At 69.7% G+C, this 20092-nt stretch carries 21 protein-coding genes; 7 read left to right on the top strand and 14 right to left on the bottom strand.

Features of this window, described 5'->3' with window-relative positions; translation table 11 throughout:
• Positions 1 to 57: 57 nt before the first annotated feature.
• Positions 58 to 1278, bottom strand: coding sequence for an MFS transporter (locus ACIBW9_RS06455; RefSeq protein WP_398952133.1), 1221 nt, complete (start codon positions 1276 to 1278; stop codon positions 58 to 60).
• Positions 1279 to 1431: 153 nt separating this feature from the next.
• Between ACIBW9_RS06455 and ACIBW9_RS06450 the strand changes: the two genes are divergently transcribed.
• Positions 1432 to 2319 (top strand): winged helix-turn-helix transcriptional regulator, encoded by an 888-nt coding sequence (locus ACIBW9_RS06450; RefSeq protein ID WP_398951743.1) that lies wholly within the window; start codon positions 1432 to 1434, stop codon positions 2317 to 2319.
• Between the two features lie 263 nt (positions 2320 to 2582).
• Here ACIBW9_RS06450 and ACIBW9_RS06445 read toward each other — a convergent pair whose 3' ends face one another.
• Both ACIBW9_RS06445 and ACIBW9_RS06440 read right to left on the bottom strand, forming a co-directional pair.
• Complete coding sequence (locus tag ACIBW9_RS06445) at positions 2583 to 3128, bottom strand: TetR/AcrR family transcriptional regulator (protein ID WP_398951740.1); 546 nt, start codon at positions 3126 to 3128, stop codon at positions 2583 to 2585.
• Complete coding sequence (locus ACIBW9_RS06440; protein WP_398951738.1) at positions 3128 to 3448, bottom strand: DMT family transporter; 321 nt, start codon at positions 3446 to 3448, stop codon at positions 3128 to 3130. The genes ACIBW9_RS06445 and ACIBW9_RS06440 overlap by 1 nt, the downstream gene beginning before the upstream one ends.
• A 224-nt stretch (positions 3449 to 3672) precedes the next feature.
• Here ACIBW9_RS06440 and ACIBW9_RS06435 point away from each other — a divergent pair, with 224 nt between their 5' ends.
• Positions 3673 to 4503, top strand: coding sequence for an AbfB domain-containing protein (locus ACIBW9_RS06435; RefSeq protein WP_398951735.1), 831 nt, complete (start codon positions 3673 to 3675; stop codon positions 4501 to 4503).
• A gap of 61 nt (positions 4504 to 4564) precedes the next feature.
• Here the strand turns inward: ACIBW9_RS06435 and ACIBW9_RS06430 are convergent, their stop codons facing one another.
• From ACIBW9_RS06430 to ACIBW9_RS06395, 8 genes are read right to left on the bottom strand one after another with little or no spacing between them, the layout of a single operon-like run.
• On the bottom strand, positions 4565 to 4897 hold the full coding sequence (locus ACIBW9_RS06430; protein ID WP_132854537.1) for a metal-sulfur cluster assembly factor: 333 nt from the start codon (positions 4895 to 4897) through the stop codon (positions 4565 to 4567).
• Complete coding sequence (gene sufU / locus ACIBW9_RS06425; protein WP_398951733.1) at positions 4894 to 5361, bottom strand: Fe-S cluster assembly sulfur transfer protein SufU; 468 nt, start codon at positions 5359 to 5361, stop codon at positions 4894 to 4896. The genes ACIBW9_RS06430 and sufU overlap by 4 nt, the downstream gene beginning before the upstream one ends.
• A 19-nt stretch (positions 5362 to 5380) precedes the next feature.
• Positions 5381 to 6637, bottom strand: a complete 1257-nt coding sequence (locus tag ACIBW9_RS06420; protein ID WP_398951731.1) for a cysteine desulfurase — start codon at positions 6635 to 6637, stop codon at positions 5381 to 5383.
• Entirely contained in the window at positions 6634 to 7398 is a 765-nt protein-coding gene (gene sufC / locus ACIBW9_RS06415) for a Fe-S cluster assembly ATPase SufC (RefSeq protein WP_115908853.1), read from the bottom strand. Before sufC ends, ACIBW9_RS06420 begins: the two co-directional genes overlap by 4 nt.
• 8 nt (positions 7399 to 7406) lie before the next feature.
• Positions 7407 to 7727 (bottom strand): non-heme iron oxygenase ferredoxin subunit, encoded by a 321-nt coding sequence (locus ACIBW9_RS06410; RefSeq protein WP_058926031.1) that lies wholly within the window; start codon positions 7725 to 7727, stop codon positions 7407 to 7409.
• On the bottom strand, positions 7727 to 8908 hold the full coding sequence (gene sufD, locus ACIBW9_RS06405) for a Fe-S cluster assembly protein SufD (RefSeq protein ID WP_398951729.1): 1182 nt from the start codon (positions 8906 to 8908) through the stop codon (positions 7727 to 7729). Before sufD ends, ACIBW9_RS06410 begins: the two co-directional genes overlap by 1 nt.
• A 59-nt stretch (positions 8909 to 8967) precedes the next feature.
• On the bottom strand, positions 8968 to 10389 hold the full coding sequence (sufB, locus tag ACIBW9_RS06400) for a Fe-S cluster assembly protein SufB (protein WP_344403868.1): 1422 nt from the start codon (positions 10387 to 10389) through the stop codon (positions 8968 to 8970).
• On the bottom strand, positions 10386 to 11138 hold the full coding sequence (locus tag ACIBW9_RS06395) for a helix-turn-helix transcriptional regulator (RefSeq protein ID WP_398951726.1): 753 nt from the start codon (positions 11136 to 11138) through the stop codon (positions 10386 to 10388). Before ACIBW9_RS06395 ends, sufB begins: the two co-directional genes overlap by 4 nt.
• Before the next feature lie 172 nt (positions 11139 to 11310).
• On the opposite strand from ACIBW9_RS06395, the gene ACIBW9_RS06390 reads away from it, so the two are divergent.
• The 4 genes from ACIBW9_RS06390 to ACIBW9_RS06375 all read left to right on the top strand — a co-directional run bounded on the left by ACIBW9_RS06390 (position 11311) and on the right by ACIBW9_RS06375 (position 14955).
• Entirely contained in the window at positions 11311 to 12171 is an 861-nt protein-coding gene (locus tag ACIBW9_RS06390) for an aminoglycoside N(3)-acetyltransferase (RefSeq protein ID WP_398951723.1), read from the top strand.
• Positions 12172 to 12181: 10 nt separating this feature from the next.
• Positions 12182 to 13105 carry an ABC transporter ATP-binding protein gene (locus ACIBW9_RS06385; protein ID WP_351469263.1) on the top strand — a complete coding sequence of 308 codons (924 nt, stop codon included), beginning with the start codon at positions 12182 to 12184 and terminating at the stop codon, positions 13103 to 13105.
• On the top strand, positions 13102 to 13875 hold the full coding sequence (locus ACIBW9_RS06380; RefSeq protein ID WP_398951720.1) for an ABC transporter permease: 774 nt from the start codon (positions 13102 to 13104) through the stop codon (positions 13873 to 13875). The genes ACIBW9_RS06385 and ACIBW9_RS06380 overlap by 4 nt, the downstream gene beginning before the upstream one ends.
• A gap of 69 nt (positions 13876 to 13944) precedes the next feature.
• A complete protein-coding gene (locus ACIBW9_RS06375; protein ID WP_398951718.1) occupies positions 13945 to 14955 on the top strand; it encodes a heme A synthase in 1011 nt (336 codons plus the stop codon).
• A 114-nt stretch (positions 14956 to 15069) separates the two neighbouring features.
• Here ACIBW9_RS06375 and ACIBW9_RS06370 read toward each other — a convergent pair whose 3' ends face one another.
• The 3 genes from ACIBW9_RS06370 to ACIBW9_RS06360 all read right to left on the bottom strand — a co-directional run bounded on the left by ACIBW9_RS06370 (position 15070) and on the right by ACIBW9_RS06360 (position 17614).
• Positions 15070 to 16176: an amidohydrolase family protein gene (locus tag ACIBW9_RS06370; protein WP_398951716.1), complete on the bottom strand. Its 1107-nt coding sequence runs from the start codon at positions 16174 to 16176 to the stop codon at positions 15070 to 15072.
• A gap of 57 nt (positions 16177 to 16233) precedes the next feature.
• Complete coding sequence (locus ACIBW9_RS06365; RefSeq protein ID WP_398951714.1) at positions 16234 to 16566, bottom strand: hypothetical protein; 333 nt, start codon at positions 16564 to 16566, stop codon at positions 16234 to 16236.
• Between the two features lie 94 nt (positions 16567 to 16660).
• A complete protein-coding gene (locus tag ACIBW9_RS06360) occupies positions 16661 to 17614 on the bottom strand; it encodes a heme o synthase (RefSeq protein ID WP_398951712.1) in 954 nt (317 codons plus the stop codon).
• 356 nt (positions 17615 to 17970) lie between these two features.
• Here ACIBW9_RS06360 and tkt point away from each other — a divergent pair, with 356 nt between their 5' ends.
• The gene (gene tkt, locus ACIBW9_RS06355; protein WP_398951710.1) at positions 17971 to 20073 is read left to right on the top strand and encodes a transketolase; all 2103 of its coding nucleotides are present in this window, start codon (positions 17971 to 17973) and stop codon (positions 20071 to 20073) included.
• The last annotated feature ends 19 nt before the right edge of the window (positions 20074 to 20092 follow it).

Genomic DNA, 20092 nt, shown 5'->3' with positions numbered 1-20092 from the left:
TGGGGGTCCCCCCGCTCGAGCGAAGCCGAGAGTGGGGGAGTTTGAGGACGAGGCCGTTCAGGCCGAAGGGGGGTCTGGGGGCGCAGCCCCCAGCGGGGCCGAAGGGGCGGCGCCCCTGGGACGGGACGGGTAGGGGCGGCGGGGGCGAGGAACCTGTGCGGCGCCGGACACAGGGGCGCCAGCTCGGCCCCCGGCCAACAGCACCACACCCCCGGCCAGCACCCCCAACCCCGCACACACCGGCCACAACACCCCCGGCGCAGCCGCGTACAGCGCCCCGCCCAACGGCGCAGCCAACACCACCCCACTGATCGACACCCCGGCATACAACGACTGAAACCGCCCGAGCACATGCCCCGGAGCCTGATCAGCGACATAAGCCGTAGCGGTCGTCTTGTACAACACCTCCCCCGCCGTCAACAGCCCCATCATCACCACCGCCGCCCCCACCCCGGCCCCCACCAACAGCACCCCGTACCCCCCACCGACCAACAACAGCCCGCACCCCACGATCCGCAACGGCGACCGCCGCCGCAGCACCACCGCCACCGGCAGCTCCAGACACAGCAGCACACCCCCGTTGATCGCGAGCAGCACCCCGTACACCCGCGCGTCCATCCCGTGGTCGGCGAGAAAGACAGGAAACGTGGAGTACTGCTGCCGATAGACGACGTCGATCACCAAAATCGCCGGCAACAGCACCAGCACCGCGGGCCGCGCCCGAAGCGCCGCCCACACCCCACCCCGCTCGACGCGCCCCGCCCGCCCCCGCCCGGCAGCCCCCCGCGCCGGCACCACCCGCGCCGTCCAGCACGCCAGCCCCAGGCTCCCGAGCCCCTCGGCGACGTACAGCCAGTCGTACGAGAAGCGCGTGGCGACCAGCGCCCCGAGAACCGGGCCCAAGGTGAACCCCCCGTTGGCCGCGGCCCGCACCACGGCGAACGCCTGCCGCCGTGCCCCCTCGGGCACGATGACCGCGACCAGCGCGGAGTTGGCGGCGCGCTGCACCCCGGACGCGTACTGCGACAGCGGCAGCGCGGCGAACAGCAGCGAGGTCGGCAGCAGCGGCACGGCGGCCAGGACCAGCCCGGACACCGCGGCGCCGGCGAGCAGCACCCGCCGGTGACCGAAACGGTCTCCGTACCAGCCACCGGTGAAATTCCCCGCGACCAGCCCGACCCCCGCGACGCCGCTGAGCAGGCCCGCCTGGCCCGTGCCGAGCCCCCGCGGCCCGGTCAGATACAGGAACGTATAGGCGAAGCTCACGCTCACGACCATGTTCACGAACGTCCCGCAGGCCAGCAGCCAGACCGTCCGCGGCACTTCTCGCAGACCTCGCACTCGTCCCCCAGTGAGTTCCTTTTAGGAACTTACTATGGAGGCATGGCAACCTCAGGTCAACCACGACCTGTGCACGAAGGGACGGGAGCCATGGCCCGCAGGACGAGCCTGGAGGACGCCACCTGCGCCATCGCCCAGGCCCTGGACGTGGTCGGCGACTGGTGGACGCTGCTGATCGTCCGGGACGCGGCACGCGGGGTGCACCGCTTCGACGCGCTGCAGGCCGAACTCGGCGTGTCCAGAAAGGTGTTGACAGAGCGGTTGCGCCTTCTCGTCGAGGCGGACGTGCTGTCCCGGGTGCCGTACCAGGAGCGCCCCGTCCGCCACGAGTACCGCCTCACCCCGCGCGGCCGCGCCCTGCTCCCCGTACTGATCGCCCTCCAGGACTGGGGCGACACCTGGGTCCTGGGCGACGGGAGCACGACGGCCACCACGGCGGAGGCGTCCGCCGAGGCCCAGCGGGTGCACGAACTGGTCGGCGAGCGGATCCCCGAACTCCGGCTCCCGGGCCACACGGGCGGGCTGCTGGACCCGGTCGCCGCCGACAGCCCGTACACCGTCCTGTACTGCTTCCCCGGCGCCTACGCCCGCGCCGACTCGTACCCTCCGGGCTGGACGGACATCCCCGGCACGCCGGGCTGCACCCTGGAGTCCTGCACCTACCGCGACCGGCTGGCCGAGTTCACCGCCGCGGGCGCCGCCGTGCACGGCGTCTCCACCCAACGCCCGGACGAGCAGCGGGCGTTCGCGGAGAAGGAGGAGCTGCGCTTCCCGCTGCTGTCGGACGCCGGCCTGTCCCTCATCGCCGCGCTGCGGCTGCCGACGTTCCGCGCGGCGGGGGCCAGCCGGCTGAAGCGGCTCACGCTGGTCGTGGACCGGGAGCGGGTCGTACGGGAGGTGCAGTATCCGGTGACGGACATCGCGGGGAGCGTGGCGGCCGCACTGGCCACGGTCGGGCGTCTCGCCTCGGAGGGATGAGGCGGGCGGCCCACGCCCCCCCTCGTGAGGCGGAACGGATCGCCGCCCAGGACCTTGTCGCCCTCGACCAGACGCCTGAGTGATCGCCTGGAACAACGACCCGCCCGGGCGCCCGGCGGTGGTCTCGACCGGATGGCCGGCGAGTTCCCCGCCCGGCAGGAGCGCGAGGCACGGTGGAGCGAGGCCGGCTCCTGGGGCGCCGGAGGGTTCACGGTCCCCAGGAAGGCAAGCGCCGGCAGACGAGCACCAGCGGCGCCCGCTTGTCAGCGGGGCCGGGGGATCATCCGCGCCAGCACCTCGCGCGCGTACTCCTCGTCGTAGGGCACCCCCGTGAGCAGCACCTGCAGACAGATGCCGTCCATCAGCGCGACCAGCGCCCGGGCCGTCACCGGGTCGGTGTGCCGGGCGATCTGCCGGGCGACGTCCTCGGCCCATTCGGCGGCCACCGGGCGCAGGGCGGGACGGCGCAGGGCGGCTAGATAGAGCTCGTACTCCAGCTCGACCCCGGTACGGTCGCCCGCGAGCCACTCGCCCAGACAGCCCGCGAGTTCGGCGGCCAGGTCGGGCCGCGGATCCGCCAGGCCGCCGCGCGAGGCGACCACCTTGGCGAAGCCCTCGCTCGCCTGCCGCAGGGCGGCGACCATCAGCTCGTCGAGGGTCTTGAAGTGGTACGTCGTCGAGCCGAGCGGCACGTCGGCCTCGGCGGCGACCGAGCGGTGGCTCAGCCCGCTCAGGCCTTTCTCGCCCACCACCCGGATCGCCGCGTCGACGATCCGCTGCCGCCGGTCGGGGTCGTAGCGGCGGGCCATCAGTGCGCGCCTCCCAGGTTGAGCACCACGACCCCCACGATGATCAGTCCGATCCCCACGGCCTTCGGGACGGTCATCCCCTCGCCGAGGAAGAGGATGCCGATGGCCACGATGGCCGCGGTGCCGAGGCCGGCCCAGATCGCGTAGGCCGTGCCGACCGACATGCTCTTCAGCGTCTGGGCGAGCAGCCAGAAGGAGAGGCCGTATCCGGCGAGCGTCAGCACGGAGGGCCACAGCCGGCTGAAGCCGTGGCTGAACTTCATGGCGGTGGTACCGCCCACCTCGGCGGCGATGGCCGCGAGGAGCATCAGGAGTGCCATATGTACGAGCGTACACAATGATGCGTACGTCCGTACACAACGGCAGGCCGACGCCGACACATGCGTAGCAGCGCATTCCGTATGAGGAGGTTCAACCTTCATGGAAATCGCTCGCTTAAACGACTCCCCGCAATCTCTTCACTCCACTAAGGTTTCACCGCTCACTCACCTCATCCTCATCTCATCCCCGGCCGCCGCCTCGGGCGCCGCTGGAGGAACAGCGCATGCCTGAAACCACCCCCGAGCCACCCCGGAACCAGCCCTGGGAGAACGGCTGGGTCCCCGACACCTCCCGAGCCCCGGGAACCCGAAGACTCTGGCTGGCCGGCGCGCTGGCCCTGTCGACGATCGTCGCGTGCGCCACGGCGATAGCCGTGATGGACAGGGATTCCGGACGCCCGTCACGGGCGTCCGGAATCCCGTCCTCGGCCGTCGCCGAGACGCCCCCAGGCCTGATCTCCTTCGCCTCCCCGTCCACGAACGGGGTCACGACGCCCGCCGGAAAGAGCGGCCATTCGTCCGCGCAGACCAGCACGTCCCCCTCGCCGGGTCCGCACGACTCGGCGGCCGGCGGCAGCAAGCCGTCCACATCGCCCACGTCCCATGCGAGTTCGCCGAGCCACTCGCATCCGTCGGCCACCTACCGGTCCGTGCAGTCGGTGAACTACCCCGACCGCTACTGGCATGTGAGCGGCGACTACGTGAAGCTCGACCCGCCGGCCGGCTCGGAGTCCCGCCAGGACTCCACCTTCAAGGTGGTCAAGGGCCTGGCGGAGAGCTCCTGTTACTCCTTCGTCACGCACGACGGCAAGTACCTGCGCCACCGCAGCTTCCTGCTCCGCGACGAACCGAGCGACGGCTCCTCCCTCTTCAAGCAGGACGCCACCTTCTGCGCGCGGGCGTCGGCGTACTCGGGAGCGGTGATGCTGGAGTCGTTGAACTATCCGGGCCGGTTCCTGCGGCACCAGAACTTCCAGCTGAAGCTGGATTCCTACCAGTACGGCGACCTCTACCGGGCGGATTCGGCGTTCCGGTTCGTGGCCGGGCTGGCCTGAGGACACGACAACGGCGACGCCCTCAGGGCGTCGCCGTTGTCCGTCAAGCAGCGGGTGGAGCTCAGACGTTGAACCCGAGCGCCCGCAGCTGCTCGCGTCCGTCGTCCGTGATCTTGTCGGGGCCCCACGGCGGCATCCACACCCAGTTGATGCGCAGTTCGCTGACGAGGCCGTCCGTGGCGGACTTGGCCTGGTCCTCGATGACGTCCGTCAGCGGGCAGGCCGCCGAGGTCAGGGTCATGTCGACGGTCGCGATGTTCGCGTCGTCGACGTGGATGCCGTAGATCAGGCCGAGGTTGACGACGTCGATGCCCAGCTCGGGGTCGACGACGTCCATCAGGGCCTCGCGGAGCTCCTCCTCCGAGGCGGGCTTGATCTCCACGGTGTCACTCATGCCGTCTTCCTTTCGGCGTCGGCTCCGCCCAGGGCCTGGGCCGTCGCGTCCTTCCACGCCATCCAGCTGAGGAGGGCGCACTTGACCCGGGCCGGGTACTTGGAGACACCGGCGAACGCGACCGCGTCCTCCAGGACCTCCTCCATCGCGTCGTCCGGTGTGATCCGGCCCTTGGACTGCATCAGCTCCAGGAAGGTCTCCTGGATCTTCTGGGCGTCCGTCAGGTCCTTGCCGACCAGCAGATCGTTCAGGACGGAGGCCGAGGCCTGGCTGATCGAGCAGCCCTGGCCCTCGTAGGAGACGTCCTCGATCTTCGTGCCGTCGTACTTCACGCGCAGGGTGATCTCGTCGCCGCACGTCGGGTTCACGTGGTGCACCTCGGCGTCGCCATCCCGAAGACCACGCCCGTGCGGGTTCTTGTAGTGGTCCAGGATGACTTCCTGGTACATCGAGTCCAGCTTCATGCGATCGCTCGCCAACCCCTCAGCCGAAGAAGTTCCGTACGTGCTCCAGCCCCTCGACCAGTGCGTCGATCTCGGCCGGCGTGGAGTACAGATAGAACGACGCTCGCGTGGTCGCAGGAATTCCGTAGCGGAGGCACACGGGCCGTGCGCAGTGGTGGCCGACACGGACCGCGATGCCCTGCTCGTCGAGGACCTGGCCCACGTCGTGCGGGTGGATGTCACCGAGCGTGAAGGAGATCGCCGCGCCGCGGTCCTCGGCCGTGGTGGGGCCGATGATCCGCAGGTCCGGGACCTCGCCCAGCTTCTTCACCGCGTACTCGGTGAGCGCGTGCTCATGGGCCAGGATCTTGTCCATGCCGATCGACTGCAGATAGTCGATCGCCGCTCCGAGACCCACCGCCTGCGCGATCGGCGGGGTGCCCGCCTCGAACTTGTGCGGGGCGGGAGCGTACGTCGACGAGTGCATCGACACGGTCTCGATCATCTCGCCGCCGCCGAGGAACGGCGGCAGGTCCTCCAGGAGCTCCTGCCGGCCCCAGAGCACACCGATACCGGTCGGGCCGCACATCTTGTGGCCCGTGAAGGCCACGAAGTCGGCCTGCAGCGACTGCACGTCCAGCGGCATGTGCGGGGCGGCCTGCGAGGCGTCGATGCAGACCAGCGCCCCGACCTCCTGGGCGCGGCGGACTATCGCCTCGACCGGGTTGACCGTGCCGAGGATGTTCGACACCAGCACAAAGGAGACGATTTTCGTCTTCTCGGTGATGATCTCGTCGATGTTGGAGAGGTCGAGGCGGCCGTCGTCGGTCAGGCCGAACCACTTCAGCTTCGCGCCCGTGCGCTGCGAGAGCAGCTGCCACGGCACGATGTTGGAGTGGTGCTCCATCTCCGTGATGACGATCTCGGTCTCGTGGTCCACGCGGTAGGGCTCGTCGGCCCAGCCCAGCATGTTCGCCACGAGGTTGAGCGACTCGGAGGCGTTCTTGGTGAAGATCACCTCGTCGCGGCTGGGCGCGTTGATGAACGAAGCGACCTTGTCCCGCGCGCCCTCGTACAGCGCCGTGGCCTCCTCGGCGAGCACATGCACACCGCGGTGGACGTTGGCGTTGTAGCGCTCGTAGTACTCGTTCAGGGCGTCCAGCACCTGGCGCGGCTTCTGCGAGGTCGCCGCGTTGTCCAGGTACACGAGCTTCTGCCCGTCGTGGACCTGGCGGTCCAGGATGGGGAAGTCCTTGCGGATCGCCTCAGTGTCGAGGAGGCCCGGCAGCTGGGTCACTCGGATGCGCCACCCTTCGTGTATGCCTCGTAGCCCTCGTTCTCCAGCTTGTCGGCGAGCTCGGCACCGCCGGACTCGACGATCTTGCCGCCGGCGAACACATGGACGTGGTCGGGCTTGATGTAGCGCAGGATGCGCGTGTAGTGCGTGATCAGCAGGGTGCCGACCTCGCCGGTCTCACGGACGCGGTTGACGCCCTCGGAGACGACCCGGAGGGCGTCGACGTCGAGGCCGGAGTCGGTCTCGTCGAGGATCGCGATCTTCGGCTTGAGCAGTTCGAGCTGGAGGATCTCGTGGCGCTTCTTCTCACCGCCGGAGAAGCCCTCGTTGACGTTGCGCTCGGCGAAGGAGGGGTCCATGTTGAGGCGTTCCATGGCCTCCTTGACCTCCTTCACCCAGGTGCGCAGCTTGGGGGCCTCGCCGCGGATCGCGGTGGCGGAGGTGCGCAGGAAGTTCGAGACGGAGACACCCGGGACCTCGACCGGGTACTGCATCGCCAGGAACAGGCCCGCACGCGCGCGCTCGTCGACGGACATCTCCAGGACGTCCTCGCCGTCGAGGGTGACGGTGCCGCCGGTGATCGTGTACTTGGGGTGGCCCGCGAGGGAGTAGGCGAGGGTCGACTTGCCGGAGCCGTTGGGGCCCATGATGGCGTGCGTCTCGCCCTGCTTCACGGTCAGGTCGACGCCCTTGAGGATCTCCTTCGTGGCGTTGTCGGCCTCGACGGTGACGCGCAGGTCTCGGATTTCAAGCGTTGCCATGGATTGCCTCAGGACTCCTGGTTGAGGGAGACGAGCACGTCGTCCCCTTCGATCTTTACGGGGTATACGGGGACGGGGCGCGTCGCGGGCAGGCCGGACGGCTTGCCGGTACGGAGGTCGAAGCTGGAGCCGTGCAGCCAGCACTCGATCTGGCAGTCCTCCACCTCGCCCTCGGAGAGCGAGACGTTCGCGTGCGAGCAGATGTCGTGGATCGCGAACACCTCGCCCTCGGTCTTGACGACCGAGACCGGCGTGCCGTCGAGTTCCACCCGCTTCGGGGTGTCCTCCTCCAGCTCGCTCAGCCCGCAGGCGCGTACGAACGCTGACATCAGACCGACGCCTCCAGCTCCTCGTCGATCTTCTCCAGCAGTCGCGCCTCGATGTCGTCGACGCCGATCTGCTGGACGAGCTCGGCGAAGAAGCCGCGGACCACCAGGCGACGGGCCTCGTCGGCCGGGATGCCGCGGGCCATCAGGTAGAAGAGCTGCTCGTCGTCGAAGCGGCCGGTGGCGGAGGCGTGGCCGGCGCCGACGATCTCGCCGGTCTCGATCTCGAGGTTCGGCACGGAGTCGACCCGGGCGCCGTCCGTGAGGACGAGGTTCCGGTTCATCTCGTACGTGTCCGTGCCCTCGGCCTTGGCCTCGATGAGCACGTCGCCGATCCACACCGCGTGGGCACCCTCGCCCTGCAGCGCGCCCTTGTAGACGACGTTGGACTTGCAGTGCGGGACGTTGTGGTCGACCAGCAGGCGGTGCTCCTGGTGCTGGCCGGCGTCCGTGAAGTACAGCCCGAACAGCTCGGCCTCGCCGCCGGTGCCGGCGTAGGAGACGCGCGGGTGCAGTCGTACGACGTCGCCGCCGAAGGTGACCACGACCGACTTGAAGGAGGCGTCCCGGCCGATGAGCGCGTTGTGCTGGGCCACGTGCACGGCCTTGTCGTCCCAGTCCTGGACGGAGACGACGGTCAGCTTGGCGCCGTCGCCCAGGATGTAGTCGACGTTGGCGGCGAGCACCGCGTCACCGGTGTGGTCGATGACGACGACGGCCTCGGCGAAGGCCTTCAGCTCGACGACCTGGTGGCCGTAGGCGACCCCGCCCTCGCCGTGCACGGCGATGCGGATCGGCTCGGTGAGCACCGTCTCCTTGGGGACGGTGACCACGCCGGCCTTCTCGAACGCCGAGTACGCCTGGGCGGCGATGCGGTCCACCGGGGTGCCGGCCTTGCCGAGGCGCGGGTCGTCACGGTCCACGAGCTCGACGGTGACGCCCTCGGGGGCCTCGACGGCGACCTTCACGCCCTCGCCGGTCGCGACGGCGGTGCCGTCGTGCAGCCCGCGCAGGCGCTCCAGCGGGGTGAACCGCCACTCCTCCTCGCGGCCGTGCGGGACGGGGAAGTCCGCCACGTCGAAGGAGGGGGGCGCGCTCATGCGCGTGGCGACGGTCGACTCGGCGGCCACCGCGATCTGGCCGGCGGTGGTGGACCCCACCGGGATGTTCTGAGCCTCAGCCATGGCTGTCGGTCTGCTCTCTTCCTACGTCAGAAATTGCTGGCTGCTGTCCAGGGCGGTCGTCAGCCGACCGCGCCTTCCATCTGCAGCTCGATCAGCCGGTTGAGCTCGAGGGCGTACTCCATGGGCAGCTCCTTCGCGATGGGCTCGACGAAGCCGCGCACGATCATCGCCATCGCCTCGAACTCGGAGAGACCGCGGCTCATCAGGTAGAAGAGCTGGTCCTCGGAGACCTTGGAGACGGTGGCCTCGTGGCCCATGGACACGTCGTCCTCGCGGACGTCCACGTAGGGGTACGTGTCGGAGCGGGAGATGGTGTCGACGAGCAGCGCGTCGCACAGCACGTTCGACTTGGATCCTGCGGCGCCCTCACCGATCTCGACCAGACCGCGGTAGGAGGTACGGCCACCACCGCGCGCCACGGACTTCGAGACGATGTTGGAGGAGGTGTTCGGCGCCATGTGGACCATCTTGGAGCCGGCGTCCTGGTGCTGCCCCTCGCCCGCGAAGGCGATGGACAGGGTCTCGCCCTTGGCGTGCTCGCCCATCAGGTAGACGGCCGGGTACTTCATCGTCACCTTGGAGCCGATGTTGCCGTCGATCCACTCCATGGTCGCGCCCTCGTACGCCACAGCGCGCTTGGTGACCAGGTTGTAGACGTTGTTCGACCAGTTCTGGATGGTCGTGTAGCGGCAGCGGGCGCCCTTCTTCACGATGATCTCGACGACCGCGGAGTGCAGGGAGTCCGACTTGTAGATCGGGGCCGTACAGCCCTCGACGTAGTGGACGTAGGCGTCCTCGTCGACGATGATCAGCGTCCGCTCGAACTGGCCCATGTTCTCCGTGTTGATGCGGAAGTAGGCCTGGAGCGGGATCTCCACGTGCACGCCCTTCGGCACGTAGATGAAGGAGCCGCCGGACCACACCGCGGTGTTCAGCGACGCGAACTTGTTGTCGCCGACCGGGATGACCGTGCCGAAGTACTCCTTGAAGAGCTCGGGGTGCTCCTTCAGGGCGGTGTCGGTGTCCAGGAAGATGACGCCCTGCTCCTCCAGGTCCTCACGGATCTGGTGGTAGACGACCTCGGACTCGTACTGGGCCGCGACACCGGCGACGAGGCGCTGCTTCTCCGCCTCGGGGATGCCGAGCTTGTCGTACGTGTTCTTGATGTCCTCGGGCAGGTCCTCCCAGGACTCCGCCTGCTTCTCCGTGGAGCGCACGAAGTACTTGATGTTGTCGAAGTCGATGCCGGAGAGGTCGGAGCCCCAGTTCGGCATGGGCTTCTTCTCGAACAGGCGCAGGCCCTTGAGACGGAGCTTGGTCATCCACTCCGGCTCGTTCTTCTTGGCGGAGATGTCCCGGACGACGTCCTCGCTGAGACCGCGCTTGGCAGAGGCACCGGCCTCGTCGGAGTCGGCCCAGCCGTATTCGTACTTGCCCAGGCCCTCGAGCTCAGGGTGGGCAGTCTCCGTGGGGAGAGTCATGCGGGGTTCCTCCCGGCCGTGCTTGCAGTTGCGTTGTCAGTGGTCTTGGAAATCTTGGGGATGAACGTCGTGCAGACGCCGTCGCCGTGCGCGATGGTCGCCAGCCGCTGGACGTGCGTGCCGAGCAGCTGGGAGAAGATCTCGGTCTCCGCCTCGCACAGCTGCGGAAACTTCTCCGCGACATGGGCCACCGGGCAGTGGTGCTGGCAGAGCTGCTCACCTTTTTGCGGGAGGGGGGCGCTGCGCGCCGTAGCAGCGTACCCGTCCGCGCTCAGGGCCTTGGCCAGGGCTTCGGTGCGCTGCTCGGGGGCGGCGGCCTCGATCGCCGCACGGTAGGCGGCGGCCTGCTCCGCGATCCTCGCGCGTGCGAAGGCCACGACCGCCTCGTCCCCGCCGAAGCGCTCCTGGATCCAGCGCAGGGCGTCCGCGGCGAGCTTGTCGTAGGACTGGTCGAAGGCGTCACGGCCGCAGTCGGTCAGCGCGAACACCTTGGCGGGACGGCCACGCGTACGCGCGCCGTACACCCGCTGCTCCCTCGGCTCCACGACGTCGTCCGCGACCAGCGCGTCCAGATGCCGTCGTACGGCCGCGGGGGTGAGCCCGAGGCGCCCGGCCAGCTCGGTGACGGTCGACGGCCCGTGGTCCAGGATCGACCGCGCGACGCGGTTGCGCGTGGAGCGCTCACCGGTCGCGTGCTCTTCCTGGTGCGACCCCGTGGGGGTCTCCAGAGCCTCGCCGACGTTTTTCACAACGCCATTGTTGCGTAATTCCTCAGGACCAGGCAAGCCACGTCCCGGCTGCTGGACGGTGCCCTGCGTCACTTAGGCACACCTAACCTGACCTGCGGAAACGATCTTTGATCGATCAGCCCAGGGGCAATTCGGTGGCGCCGTGCAGCCCCTTCGGGAACACTCCCCAACCATGCCGACACCCCCTCCGACCGGCCCTCTTGTCACCCGCGACACCATCGCCACACAGCTGCGCCTGCTGGGCGTCGAGACCGGCGAGATCCTCCTGGTGCACTCCTCTCTCAGCAGCCTCGGCTGGGTGTGTGGAGGCCCCGTCGCGGTCGTGCAAGGTCTTCTCGATGCTGTCGGCCGTGAGGGCACGATCGTCGTCCCGACCCAGACCGGCGACCTCTCGGACCCGGCGCTGTGGGCGAACCCGCCGGTGCCCGAGGAGTGGTGGGAGCGGATCCGGGCCACCATGCCCGCCTACGACCCGCTGGTCACGCCCTCGCGCGGGGTCGGGGTGATCCCGGAGACCGTGCGCACCTGGCCGGGCGCCCTGCGCAGCGCGCACCCGCAGACGTCCTTCGCGGCACTCGGCCCGCGCGCGGCGGAGATCCTCGACGACCACGCGACCGACTGCCGGCTCGGCGAGCGCAGCCCGCTGGCGCGGCTGGAGCGTCTGGGCGCCCGGGTGCTGCTGCTCGGCGCCGGGTACGGCTCCTGCACCAGCTTCCACCTCGCCGAATACCGGATACCGTCGCCGCTCGTCGCCGTGGGCCGCCCCGCGCCCGGGGGCGGCTGGGAGACGGTGACGGAGGTGTCGATCACCTCCGAGCGGTTCGACGAGCTGGGGTACGACTTCGAGCGGGACCGTGCCGTCGTACGCGGGAAGGCGGGCGCCGCCGAGGTGAGGCTGTTCCCCGTGGCGGACGCGGTGGCGTATGCGGAGCGGTGGCTGGCCTTGCACCGGTCCCGTGAGGACGAGATCCCCGCGCCCCCTGGGAGTGGAGATCCTGCACCCGCCCGTCCGGGCCGTGGAACCCGTACCTAGACTCTGGCCCATGCGAAGTGAGCCCGTGGTCCAGGTTCAGGCCCTGGTGAAGCGGTACGGCACCAAAACCGCTGTGGACGGCCTCGACCTGGTGGCCCAGGCGGGCGTGACCGCCGTACTCGGCCCGAACGGCGCGGGCAAGACCACGACCGTCGAGACCTGCGAGGGATACCGCAGACCGGACTCGGGCACCGTGCGCGTCCTGGGGCTCGACCCGGTACGGCAGGCGCGTGAGCTGCATCCGCGCATCGGCGTGATGCTGCAGTCCGGCGGCGTCTACTCGGGCGCGCGGGCGGACGAGATGCTGCGGCACGTGGCGAAACTGCACGCCGACCCGCTGGACGTGGACGCCCTGATAGAACGGCTCGGCCTCGAATCCTGCGGCCGTACGACATATCGCCGCCTCTCCGGCGGCCAGCAGCAGCGCCTCGCGCTCGCGATGGCCGTCGTCGGCCGCCCGGAACTGGTGTTCCTGGACGAGCCGACCGCCGGCCTCGACCCGCAGGCCCGCCACGCCACCTGGGACCTGGTCCGCGACCTGCGCGCCGACGGCGTCTCGGTGATCCTCACCACGCACTACATGGACGAGGCCGAACAGCTCGCCGACGACGTCGCGATCATCGACGCCGGCCGGGTCATCGCCCAGGGCTCTCCGGAGGAGCTGTGCCGCGGCGGCGCCGAGAACACCCTCCGCTTCACCGGCCGCCCGGGCCTGGACGTGGGCTCCCTGCTCAAGGCCCTCCCGGCCGACTGCTCGGCGGCCGAGCTGACCCCGGGCTCCTACCGGGTCGTCGGCAAGGTCGACCCGCAGCTGCTGGCGACGGTGGCGTCCTGGTGCGCGCAGCACGGGGTCATGCCGGACAAGATCTCGGTCGAACGACACACCCTCGAGGACGTCTTTCTGGAGCTCACCGGCAAGGAGCTGCGCTCATGACCACGGCCACCGGTACGTACGCGCCGAAGCCCGGCGCGGCCCCCCTCCCCCGCATGATCGCGGCGCAGGCCGCCCTCGAGACGAAGATGCTGCTGCGCAACGGCGAGCAGCTCCTGCTGACGGTCGTGATCCCGACCCTCCTGCTGGTCCTGTTCAGCTCGGTGGACATCGTGGACACGGGCAAGGGCAAGTCCGTCGACTTCCTCGCGCCCGGCATCCTGGCGCTCGCCGTGATGTCGACGGCGTTCACCGGCCAGGCGATCGCCACGGGCTTCGAGCGCCGCTACGGCGTCCTGAAGCGCCTGGCCTCCTCGCCGCTCCCCCGCTGGGGGCTGATGACCGCGAAGACGGCGTCGGTGCTGGTCACCGAGATCCTTCAGGTGATCCTCCTGGCGGTGATCGCGTTCGCGCTGGGCTGGTCCCCCCACGGAAACCCGGCGGCCGTCCTGCTCCTGCTCATCCTCGGCACGGCAGCCTTCTCCGGCCTCGGGCTCCTCATGGCGGGCACGCTGAAGGCGGAGGCGACCCTGGCCGCCGCCAACCTGGTCTTCCTGCTGCTGCTCGTGGGCGGCGGCGTGATCGTGCCGATGGACAAGTTCCCGCAGGGGGCGCAGGACGTGCTGGGGCTGCTGCCCATCTCGGCGCTGTCGGACGGGTTGCGGGACGTGCTGCAGCACGGAGCCGGAACGCCCTGGGGTGACCTGGGGATTCTGGGCGTGTGGGCGGTCGTCGGGCTGGCGGTGGCCGGGAAGTTCTTCCGCTGGGAATAGCCGGAAGCCGTTCCGGGTGACGGGTGCCTGACCGACCCTCGTGAAAGCGTGCACAAGCAGCCCCCTACGATGGAACGCGTGCCAAACGTGACCCGCGCCGACGCCCTGGCGGCCCTGCGCAATCCGCTCTCCTTCATCGCCGGACGCTGGACCCCCGAGCCCCGGACGGTCCAGCGGTCGGCTCTTTCCGCGCTTGTCATGTCGGTGGTGATCGTGGTCACCGGCGGTGCGGTGCGGCTGACCGGCTCCGGGCTCGGCTGCCCGACCTGGCCCAAGTGCACCGCGAACTCGCTCGCGCCGACGGGCGAGATGAACTTCCACAGCGCCATCGAGTTCGGCAACCGCATGCTGACGTATGTGCTGTGCGCCGCCATCGGCTGGGCGATCGTCGCCGCGCGCTCCGAGAAGCCGTACCGGCGCAGCCTGACCCGACTCGGCTGGGCACAGTTCTGGCTGGTCATGAGCAATGCGGTGCTCGGCGGCATCGTGGTCCTGGTCGGCCTCAACCCGTACACGGTCGCGGCTCACTTCCTGCTCGCCTCCGCGCTGATCGCGGTCGCCGTGGTCATGTGGCAGCGCACCCGCGAGGGCGACGGGGCACCGCGCCCGCTGGTCGGCAAGCCGGTGCAGCAGATGGTGTGGTTCCTGGTCCTCGCCACCGTGCTGCTGATCGCGGTGGGCACGGTGGTCACCGGCGCGGGCCCGCACGCGGGTGACTCCAAGGAGGTCGAGCGGATCCCGATCGACTGGGAGACGGTCGCCAAGCTGCACGCGGTGCTCGCATGGATCGTGGTGACGCTGACCTTCGCCCTGTGGTTCGTCCTGAAGGCGGTCGACGCCCCCAAGGACCCCCTGGCCCGTACCCGCGAGCTGTTCCTGGTGCTGCTCGCACAGGGCGTCATCGGCTACGTCCAGTACTTCACGCACCTGCCCGAGGTGCTCGTCGGGCTGCATATGTTCGGCTCCTGCCTGATCTGGATCTGGGCGCTGCGGGTGCTGCTGGCGCTGCGCGAGCGGGCGGAGGCGGTTGCCGACCTGCCCGGCCTCTCGGCCGAGGTGACGGTGGGCACGCGCGCATAGGTGCTCCGCCGGAGAAGTACGGGGACCTGCCGTCGATCGTCTGCGGCACCGTCGTGGCTTGTCGCGCCCCGCGGCGGAGCCGCAGATGTCACGGGCACGCGCCCCTTCGGGGCGCTACCCCAGGCCGTACACCCTGCGCGCATTCCCCGCCGCCACCATCCCCGCCACCCGCTGCGCGTCCGCAAGCGACCACGCCCCCTCGGTGACCCAGCCGCCCAGGACCCGCCCCAGGGCCTCCCGGAACAGTCGTGCTCCCACGACGTGCAGTTCGGGCAGGCCATGGGCGCCGCTGGAGAAGAGGATCTTGCCGAAGGGGGCCAGTTCCAGGATCTCGGCGAGGACGGTCGCGGCGCGCGCCCCGGTGCGGGCCAGGGCGGCGCCCGAGTCGGCGTAGACGTGCGGGAAGACGCCCGCCAGGTGGGCGGCGTGGCGATGGTAGGGGTAGCCGTGCAGCAGGACCAGGTCGGTGCCCAGGCCTGCCGTCGCGCGGACGAAGTCCGTGAGCAGCACCGGATCGGTGCGGTCGATGCGCTGGCCCGGCTCGCCGAGGCCCGCGTGGAGCTGGAGCGGAAGGCCCGAGGCGACCGCGATCCACAGCAGATGGCGAAGGAGTACGGCGTCGGTCAGCTCGCCGCCGACCCTGCGTCCGGCCAGCCACCGGCCGGCGGCGCCCCGCACCTCACCCGGCCCCGGCGGCTCGGGCGCGAGTGCCAGACCGTGCCGTAGGCCCGCGACCGATGTGAAGGCCACGGCGTTCGCGGCCGCGGCGTGCACCGACTCGGCGAGGTTGGCGAGGAAGGACTCCACGGTGCCGGAGGTGTCGGCGACCTGTTCGGCCAGTAACTCCAGGCGGACGATCTCGCGGGCCTCGGCGGCCCCGGCGGACGCCAGCTCGGAGGGCCCGGTCAGATCGCCGGGCAGGCCGGTGTCGACCAGATACGTCGTGATGCCGCTGCCGCGCAGCAGCCTGCGACCCGTTTCCAGTACGCCCAGTTCACGACGGCGGGCGAGATAGCGGGCGGGCGGACAGTGCGGTTCCAGGCCGAGCAGCGGAGGGCACCAGCGTCGTACGGCGAAGCCCGTCTGTGTGTCGAAGAGGGTGGTGCCGGGCGCGGGCGGGCCCTCGGTGCGGGACAGCTGGGCCTCGAAGGTGCCGAGGCCCAGCTCCGTCCTCAGTACGCCGTGGCAGTACTGGTCCACGAGGGACGGCGTTTCGATCATCCGGACTCCCCGTGTGATGGCACCTGCTGTCGCAGGGCCTAACGGGTGAACCCGGCACTAGGTGTTGCTGGGACCGCCCACCTGGATCCCCGCCATGCGGGTCCACTCGTAACGGCCCGTCTTCACCTTGGCCGCGAACTCGCCGTCGAAGTCCTCGTGGACGGTGATGCCGGCCTTCTCCACCGCCTTCTCGGCCAGCTCGTACGAGGGCGCCACCAGGTCGCCCCAGCCGCCGTCCTCGCCGACGAGGACGATGCGCGCGCCGCGCTCGCCGATGTAGGCCACCTGGCCCTCGGCCCCGCCGTGCGCCTTGGAGAAGGCGCTGATCTGCTTGGCGAGCCGCGCCACCTTGCGCTCGGCCTTCGCGTCAACCTGCTGAGTCTCTGCCATGGCCAGGATGCTACCGACGGGTAGATCAAACGGCGACGGGCGGGGTGCGTGGCCTTGACCACGCACCCCGCCCGAAGCGACGTATGAAGAAGGACTAACGCAGGAAGGGGTCCACCGCGACGGCGACGAAGAGGATCGACACGTAGGTGATGGACCAGTGGAACAGGCGCATCTCCTTCAGCTTCGCGCCCGTCACCTCGGCCTTGGCCCGGTTCTGCAGGCCGTGCGCCTCCCACAGCCAGAAGCCGCCGGCCAGCAGCGCCACGAGCGTGTAGAACCAGCCCGTGTAGCCGAGGGGGGTGAGGAGGAGCGAGACGGCGACCATCACCCAGCTGTAGATGACGATCTGCTTGGCGACCACCTTGTTGGAGGCGACGACCGGCAGCATCGGCACGCCCACCCGCGCGTAGTCCTCTTTGACCTTCATGGACAGCGGCCAGTAGTGCGGCGGCGTCCAGAAGAACATGACGAGGAAGAGGATGATCGGCGCCCACGACATGGAGTCGGTGACGGACGACCAGCCGATGAGCACCGGGAGGCAGCCGGCGATGCCGCCCCACACGATGTTCTGCGAGGTACGGCGCTTGAGGATCATCGTGTAGACGACGACGTAGAAGAGGAGCGCGCCGAGGGAGAGCCAGGCGCTCAGCCAGTTGACGGTGAAGCCGAACAGCAGCGTCGACACGACCGCGAGGGTGATGCCGAAGGCGAGGCACTCGCGCGGGCTGACCATGCCGGTGACCAGCGGGCGCTGCGAGGTGCGGTCCATGAGGGCGTCGATGTCGCGGTCGATGTACATGTTCAGCGCGTTGGCGCCGCCCGCGGAGAGGTAGCCGCCGACGCAGGTGAGCAGCACCAGCGTCAGGTCCGGCACGCCCTGCTGGGCGAGGAACATCACCGGAACGGTGGTGATGAGCAGCAGCTCGATGATCCGCGGCTTGGTGAGCGCCACGAACGCCTTGACACGGGCCCCGAACGGCCGGTGACTCGAGCTCCTGCTCTCCCCCAGCACCCCGGCTGGACGGGATTCGACGGCCGTCACGCACACCCCTACAGAGACATCCCAGCAAGCCTCACCCGTGTGAAGTCCCGGTAAAGGCTCGCGCGTACCACGCCACTGTAGACGTTGCCCATACCCCGACCTTCGCGGGGGTGGGGTCGTGTTGGGAGGGGCCGTACACAAGCTCGATCGAGAGCTCGATTGAGCACTCGGATGAGCCGCTCCGTATTCAGTTGCCGAATGCGATCTGCCCAGTCGGGAGGCGGATCCCCTGTAGTCCCGGCAGTCTGGAATGACTCGAAAAATTGCACGTACTTACAGGGGTAGGCTCGACAGCGGCCGGTGGGCGTCCAGTGCGCCGGCATTCGACATGCGTGACATGTGGAGAGGAGCCCTGACTCAGGGTGAGCACCAAGCCGACCACCACAGACCTCGAGTGGACCGAGTTGGACCAGCGGGCCGTGGACACCGCCCGCGTCCTGGCCGCCGACGCCGTACAGAAGGTCGGCAACGGCCATCCGGGTACGGCGATGAGCCTGGCGCCCGCCGCCTACACCCTCTTCCAGAAGGTGATGCGGCACGACCCGGCCGACCCGGACTGGGTTGCCCGCGACCGCTTCGTGCTGTCCGCCGGTCACTCGTCCCTGACCCTCTACACGCAGCTCTACCTGGCCGGCTTCGGCCTGGAGCTGGACGACCTCAAGGCCTTCCGCACCTGGGGCTCGAAGACCCCCGGCCACCCGGAGTACGGCCACACCAAGGGCGTCGAGACGACGACCGGCCCGCTCGGCCAGGGTGTCGCCAACGCCGTGGGCATGGCGATGGCCGCCCGCTACGAGCGCGGCCTGTTCGACCCGGACGCCCCGCAGGGCGAGTCCCCCTTCGACCACTACATCTTCGCGATCGCCGGTGACGGCTGCCTCCAGGAGGGCATCTCCGCCGAGGCGTCCTCGCTGGCCGGGCACCAGAAGCTCGGCAATCTGATCCTGCTGTGGGACGACAACCACATCTCGATCGAGGGCGACACCGAGACGGCCGTCTCCGAGGACACCGTCAAGCGCTACGAGGCCTACGGCTGGCACGTCCAGCGCATCGCCCCGAAGCCCGACGGCGACCTCGACCCGCACGCCGTCTACAACGCGATCGAGGCCGCGAAGCAGGTGACGGACAAGCCGTCCTTCATCGCGATGCGCTCGATCATCGCCTGGCCCGCCCCGAACGCGCAGAACACCGAGGCCGCGCACGGCTCGGCGCTCGGCGACGACGAGGTGGCCGCCACCAAGCGTGTCCTCGGCTTCGACCCGGAGCAGTCCTTCGAGGTCTCCGACGACGTCATCAAGCACACCCGCCAGGCGCTGGAGCGGGGCCGCGAGGCGAAGGCCGAGTGGGAGAAGTCCTTCCAGCTGTGGCGGCAGAACAACCCCGAGCGCGCCGCCGAGTTCGACCGCATCAACGCCGGTGAGCTGCCGGCCGGCTGGGAGGACAAGCTCCCCGTCTTCGAGCCGGGCAAGGGTGTCGCCACCCGTGCCGCCTCCGGCAAGGTGCTGCAGGCGCTGGGTGCGGTCATCCCCGAACTGTGGGGCGGCTCCGCCGACCTCGCCGGGTCGAACAACACGACCATCGACAAGAACAGTTCGTTCCTGCCGGCGGACAACCCGCTGCCGGAGGCGGACCCCTACGGCCGCACGATCCACTACGGCATCCGCGAGCACTCCATGGCCGCGGAGATGAACGGCATCGCGCTGCACGGCCACACCCGTATCTACGGCGGTACGTTCCTGGTCTTCTCCGACTACATGCGCAACGCCGTGCGGCTGTCGGCGCTGATGCACCTTCCGGTGACGTACGTGTGGACGCACGACTCCATCGGTCTCGGTGAGGACGGCCCGACGCACCAGCCCATCGAGCACCTCGCGTCCCTGCGTGCCATCCCGGGCCTGAACGTGGTCCGCCCGGCCGACGCCAACGAGACCGCGATCGCCTGGCGCGAGATCCTCAAGCGGTACACCAAGGAGTTCGGCAAGGGCGCCCCGCACGGCCTGGCACTGACCCGTCAGGGTGTGCCGACGTACGAGCCCAACGAGGACGCGGCGAAGGGCGGTTACGTCCTGTTCGAGGCCGAAGGGCCCGGAGGGCAGAGCGCCGCGGCGCAGGTCATCCTCATCGCCACCGGTTCCGAGGTGCATGTCGCCGTCGAGGCACGCGAGCAGCTGCAGGCGGACGGGGTGCCGACACGGGTCGTGTCCATGCCCTCCTTGGAGTGGTTCGAGGAGCAGGACCAGGGGTACCGGGACAGCGTCCTGCCGCCGCAGGTGAAGGCGCGGGTCGCGGTCGAGGCGGGCATCGGTCTCACCTGGCACAAGTACGTCGGGGACGCGGGCCGCATCGTTTCCCTGGAGCACTTCGGTGCGTCCGCCGACGGCAAGGTCCTCTTCCGCGAGTTCGGGTTCACTGCGGAGAACGTGGCCGACAAGGCCCGGGAATCCCTCGCCGCCGCCCAGCGCTGACGCTCATATACGACACGTA

Origin of the sequence: Streptomyces sp. NPDC049541 (genome assembly GCF_044465725.1) — a bacterium.
GTDB lineage: Bacteria > Actinomycetota > Actinomycetes > Streptomycetales > Streptomycetaceae > Streptomyces.
This window is presented reverse-complemented; position numbering and strand designations above follow the sequence as displayed.

What these genes read in the sequence shown, in the direction of transcription:
- ACIBW9_RS06455 (WP_398952133.1), bottom strand. Translation starts at nt 1,278, where the DNA reads ATGGTCGTGAGCGTGAGCTTCGCCTATACGTTCCTGTATCTGACCGGG.
- ACIBW9_RS06450 (WP_398951743.1), top strand. Translation starts at nt 1,432, where the DNA reads ATGGCCCGCAGGACGAGCCTGGAGGACGCCACCTGCGCCATCGCCCAG.
- ACIBW9_RS06445 (WP_398951740.1), bottom strand. Translation starts at nt 3,128, where the DNA reads ATGGCCCGCCGCTACGACCCCGACCGGCGGCAGCGGATCGTCGACGCG.
- ACIBW9_RS06440 (WP_398951738.1), bottom strand. Translation starts at nt 3,448, where the DNA reads ATGGCACTCCTGATGCTCCTCGCGGCCATCGCCGCCGAGGTGGGCGGT.
- ACIBW9_RS06435 (WP_398951735.1), top strand. Translation starts at nt 3,673, where the DNA reads ATGCCTGAAACCACCCCCGAGCCACCCCGGAACCAGCCCTGGGAGAAC.
- ACIBW9_RS06430 (WP_132854537.1), bottom strand. Translation starts at nt 4,897, where the DNA reads ATGAGTGACACCGTGGAGATCAAGCCCGCCTCGGAGGAGGAGCTCCGC.
- sufU (WP_398951733.1), bottom strand. Translation starts at nt 5,361, where the DNA reads ATGAAGCTGGACTCGATGTACCAGGAAGTCATCCTGGACCACTACAAG.
- sufC (WP_115908853.1), bottom strand. Translation starts at nt 7,398, where the DNA reads ATGGCAACGCTTGAAATCCGAGACCTGCGCGTCACCGTCGAGGCCGAC.
- ACIBW9_RS06410 (WP_058926031.1), bottom strand. Translation starts at nt 7,727, where the DNA reads ATGTCAGCGTTCGTACGCGCCTGCGGGCTGAGCGAGCTGGAGGAGGAC.
- sufD (WP_398951729.1), bottom strand. Translation starts at nt 8,908, where the DNA reads ATGGCTGAGGCTCAGAACATCCCGGTGGGGTCCACCACCGCCGGCCAG.
- sufB (WP_344403868.1), bottom strand. Translation starts at nt 10,389, where the DNA reads ATGACTCTCCCCACGGAGACTGCCCACCCTGAGCTCGAGGGCCTGGGC.
- ACIBW9_RS06390 (WP_398951723.1), top strand. Translation starts at nt 11,311, where the DNA reads ATGCCGACACCCCCTCCGACCGGCCCTCTTGTCACCCGCGACACCATC.
- ACIBW9_RS06385 (WP_351469263.1), top strand. Translation starts at nt 12,182, where the DNA reads ATGCGAAGTGAGCCCGTGGTCCAGGTTCAGGCCCTGGTGAAGCGGTAC.
- ACIBW9_RS06380 (WP_398951720.1), top strand. Translation starts at nt 13,102, where the DNA reads ATGACCACGGCCACCGGTACGTACGCGCCGAAGCCCGGCGCGGCCCCC.
- ACIBW9_RS06375 (WP_398951718.1), top strand. Translation starts at nt 13,945, where the DNA reads ATGGAACGCGTGCCAAACGTGACCCGCGCCGACGCCCTGGCGGCCCTG.
- ACIBW9_RS06370 (WP_398951716.1), bottom strand. Translation starts at nt 16,176, where the DNA reads ATGATCGAAACGCCGTCCCTCGTGGACCAGTACTGCCACGGCGTACTG.
- ACIBW9_RS06365 (WP_398951714.1), bottom strand. Translation starts at nt 16,566, where the DNA reads ATGGCAGAGACTCAGCAGGTTGACGCGAAGGCCGAGCGCAAGGTGGCG.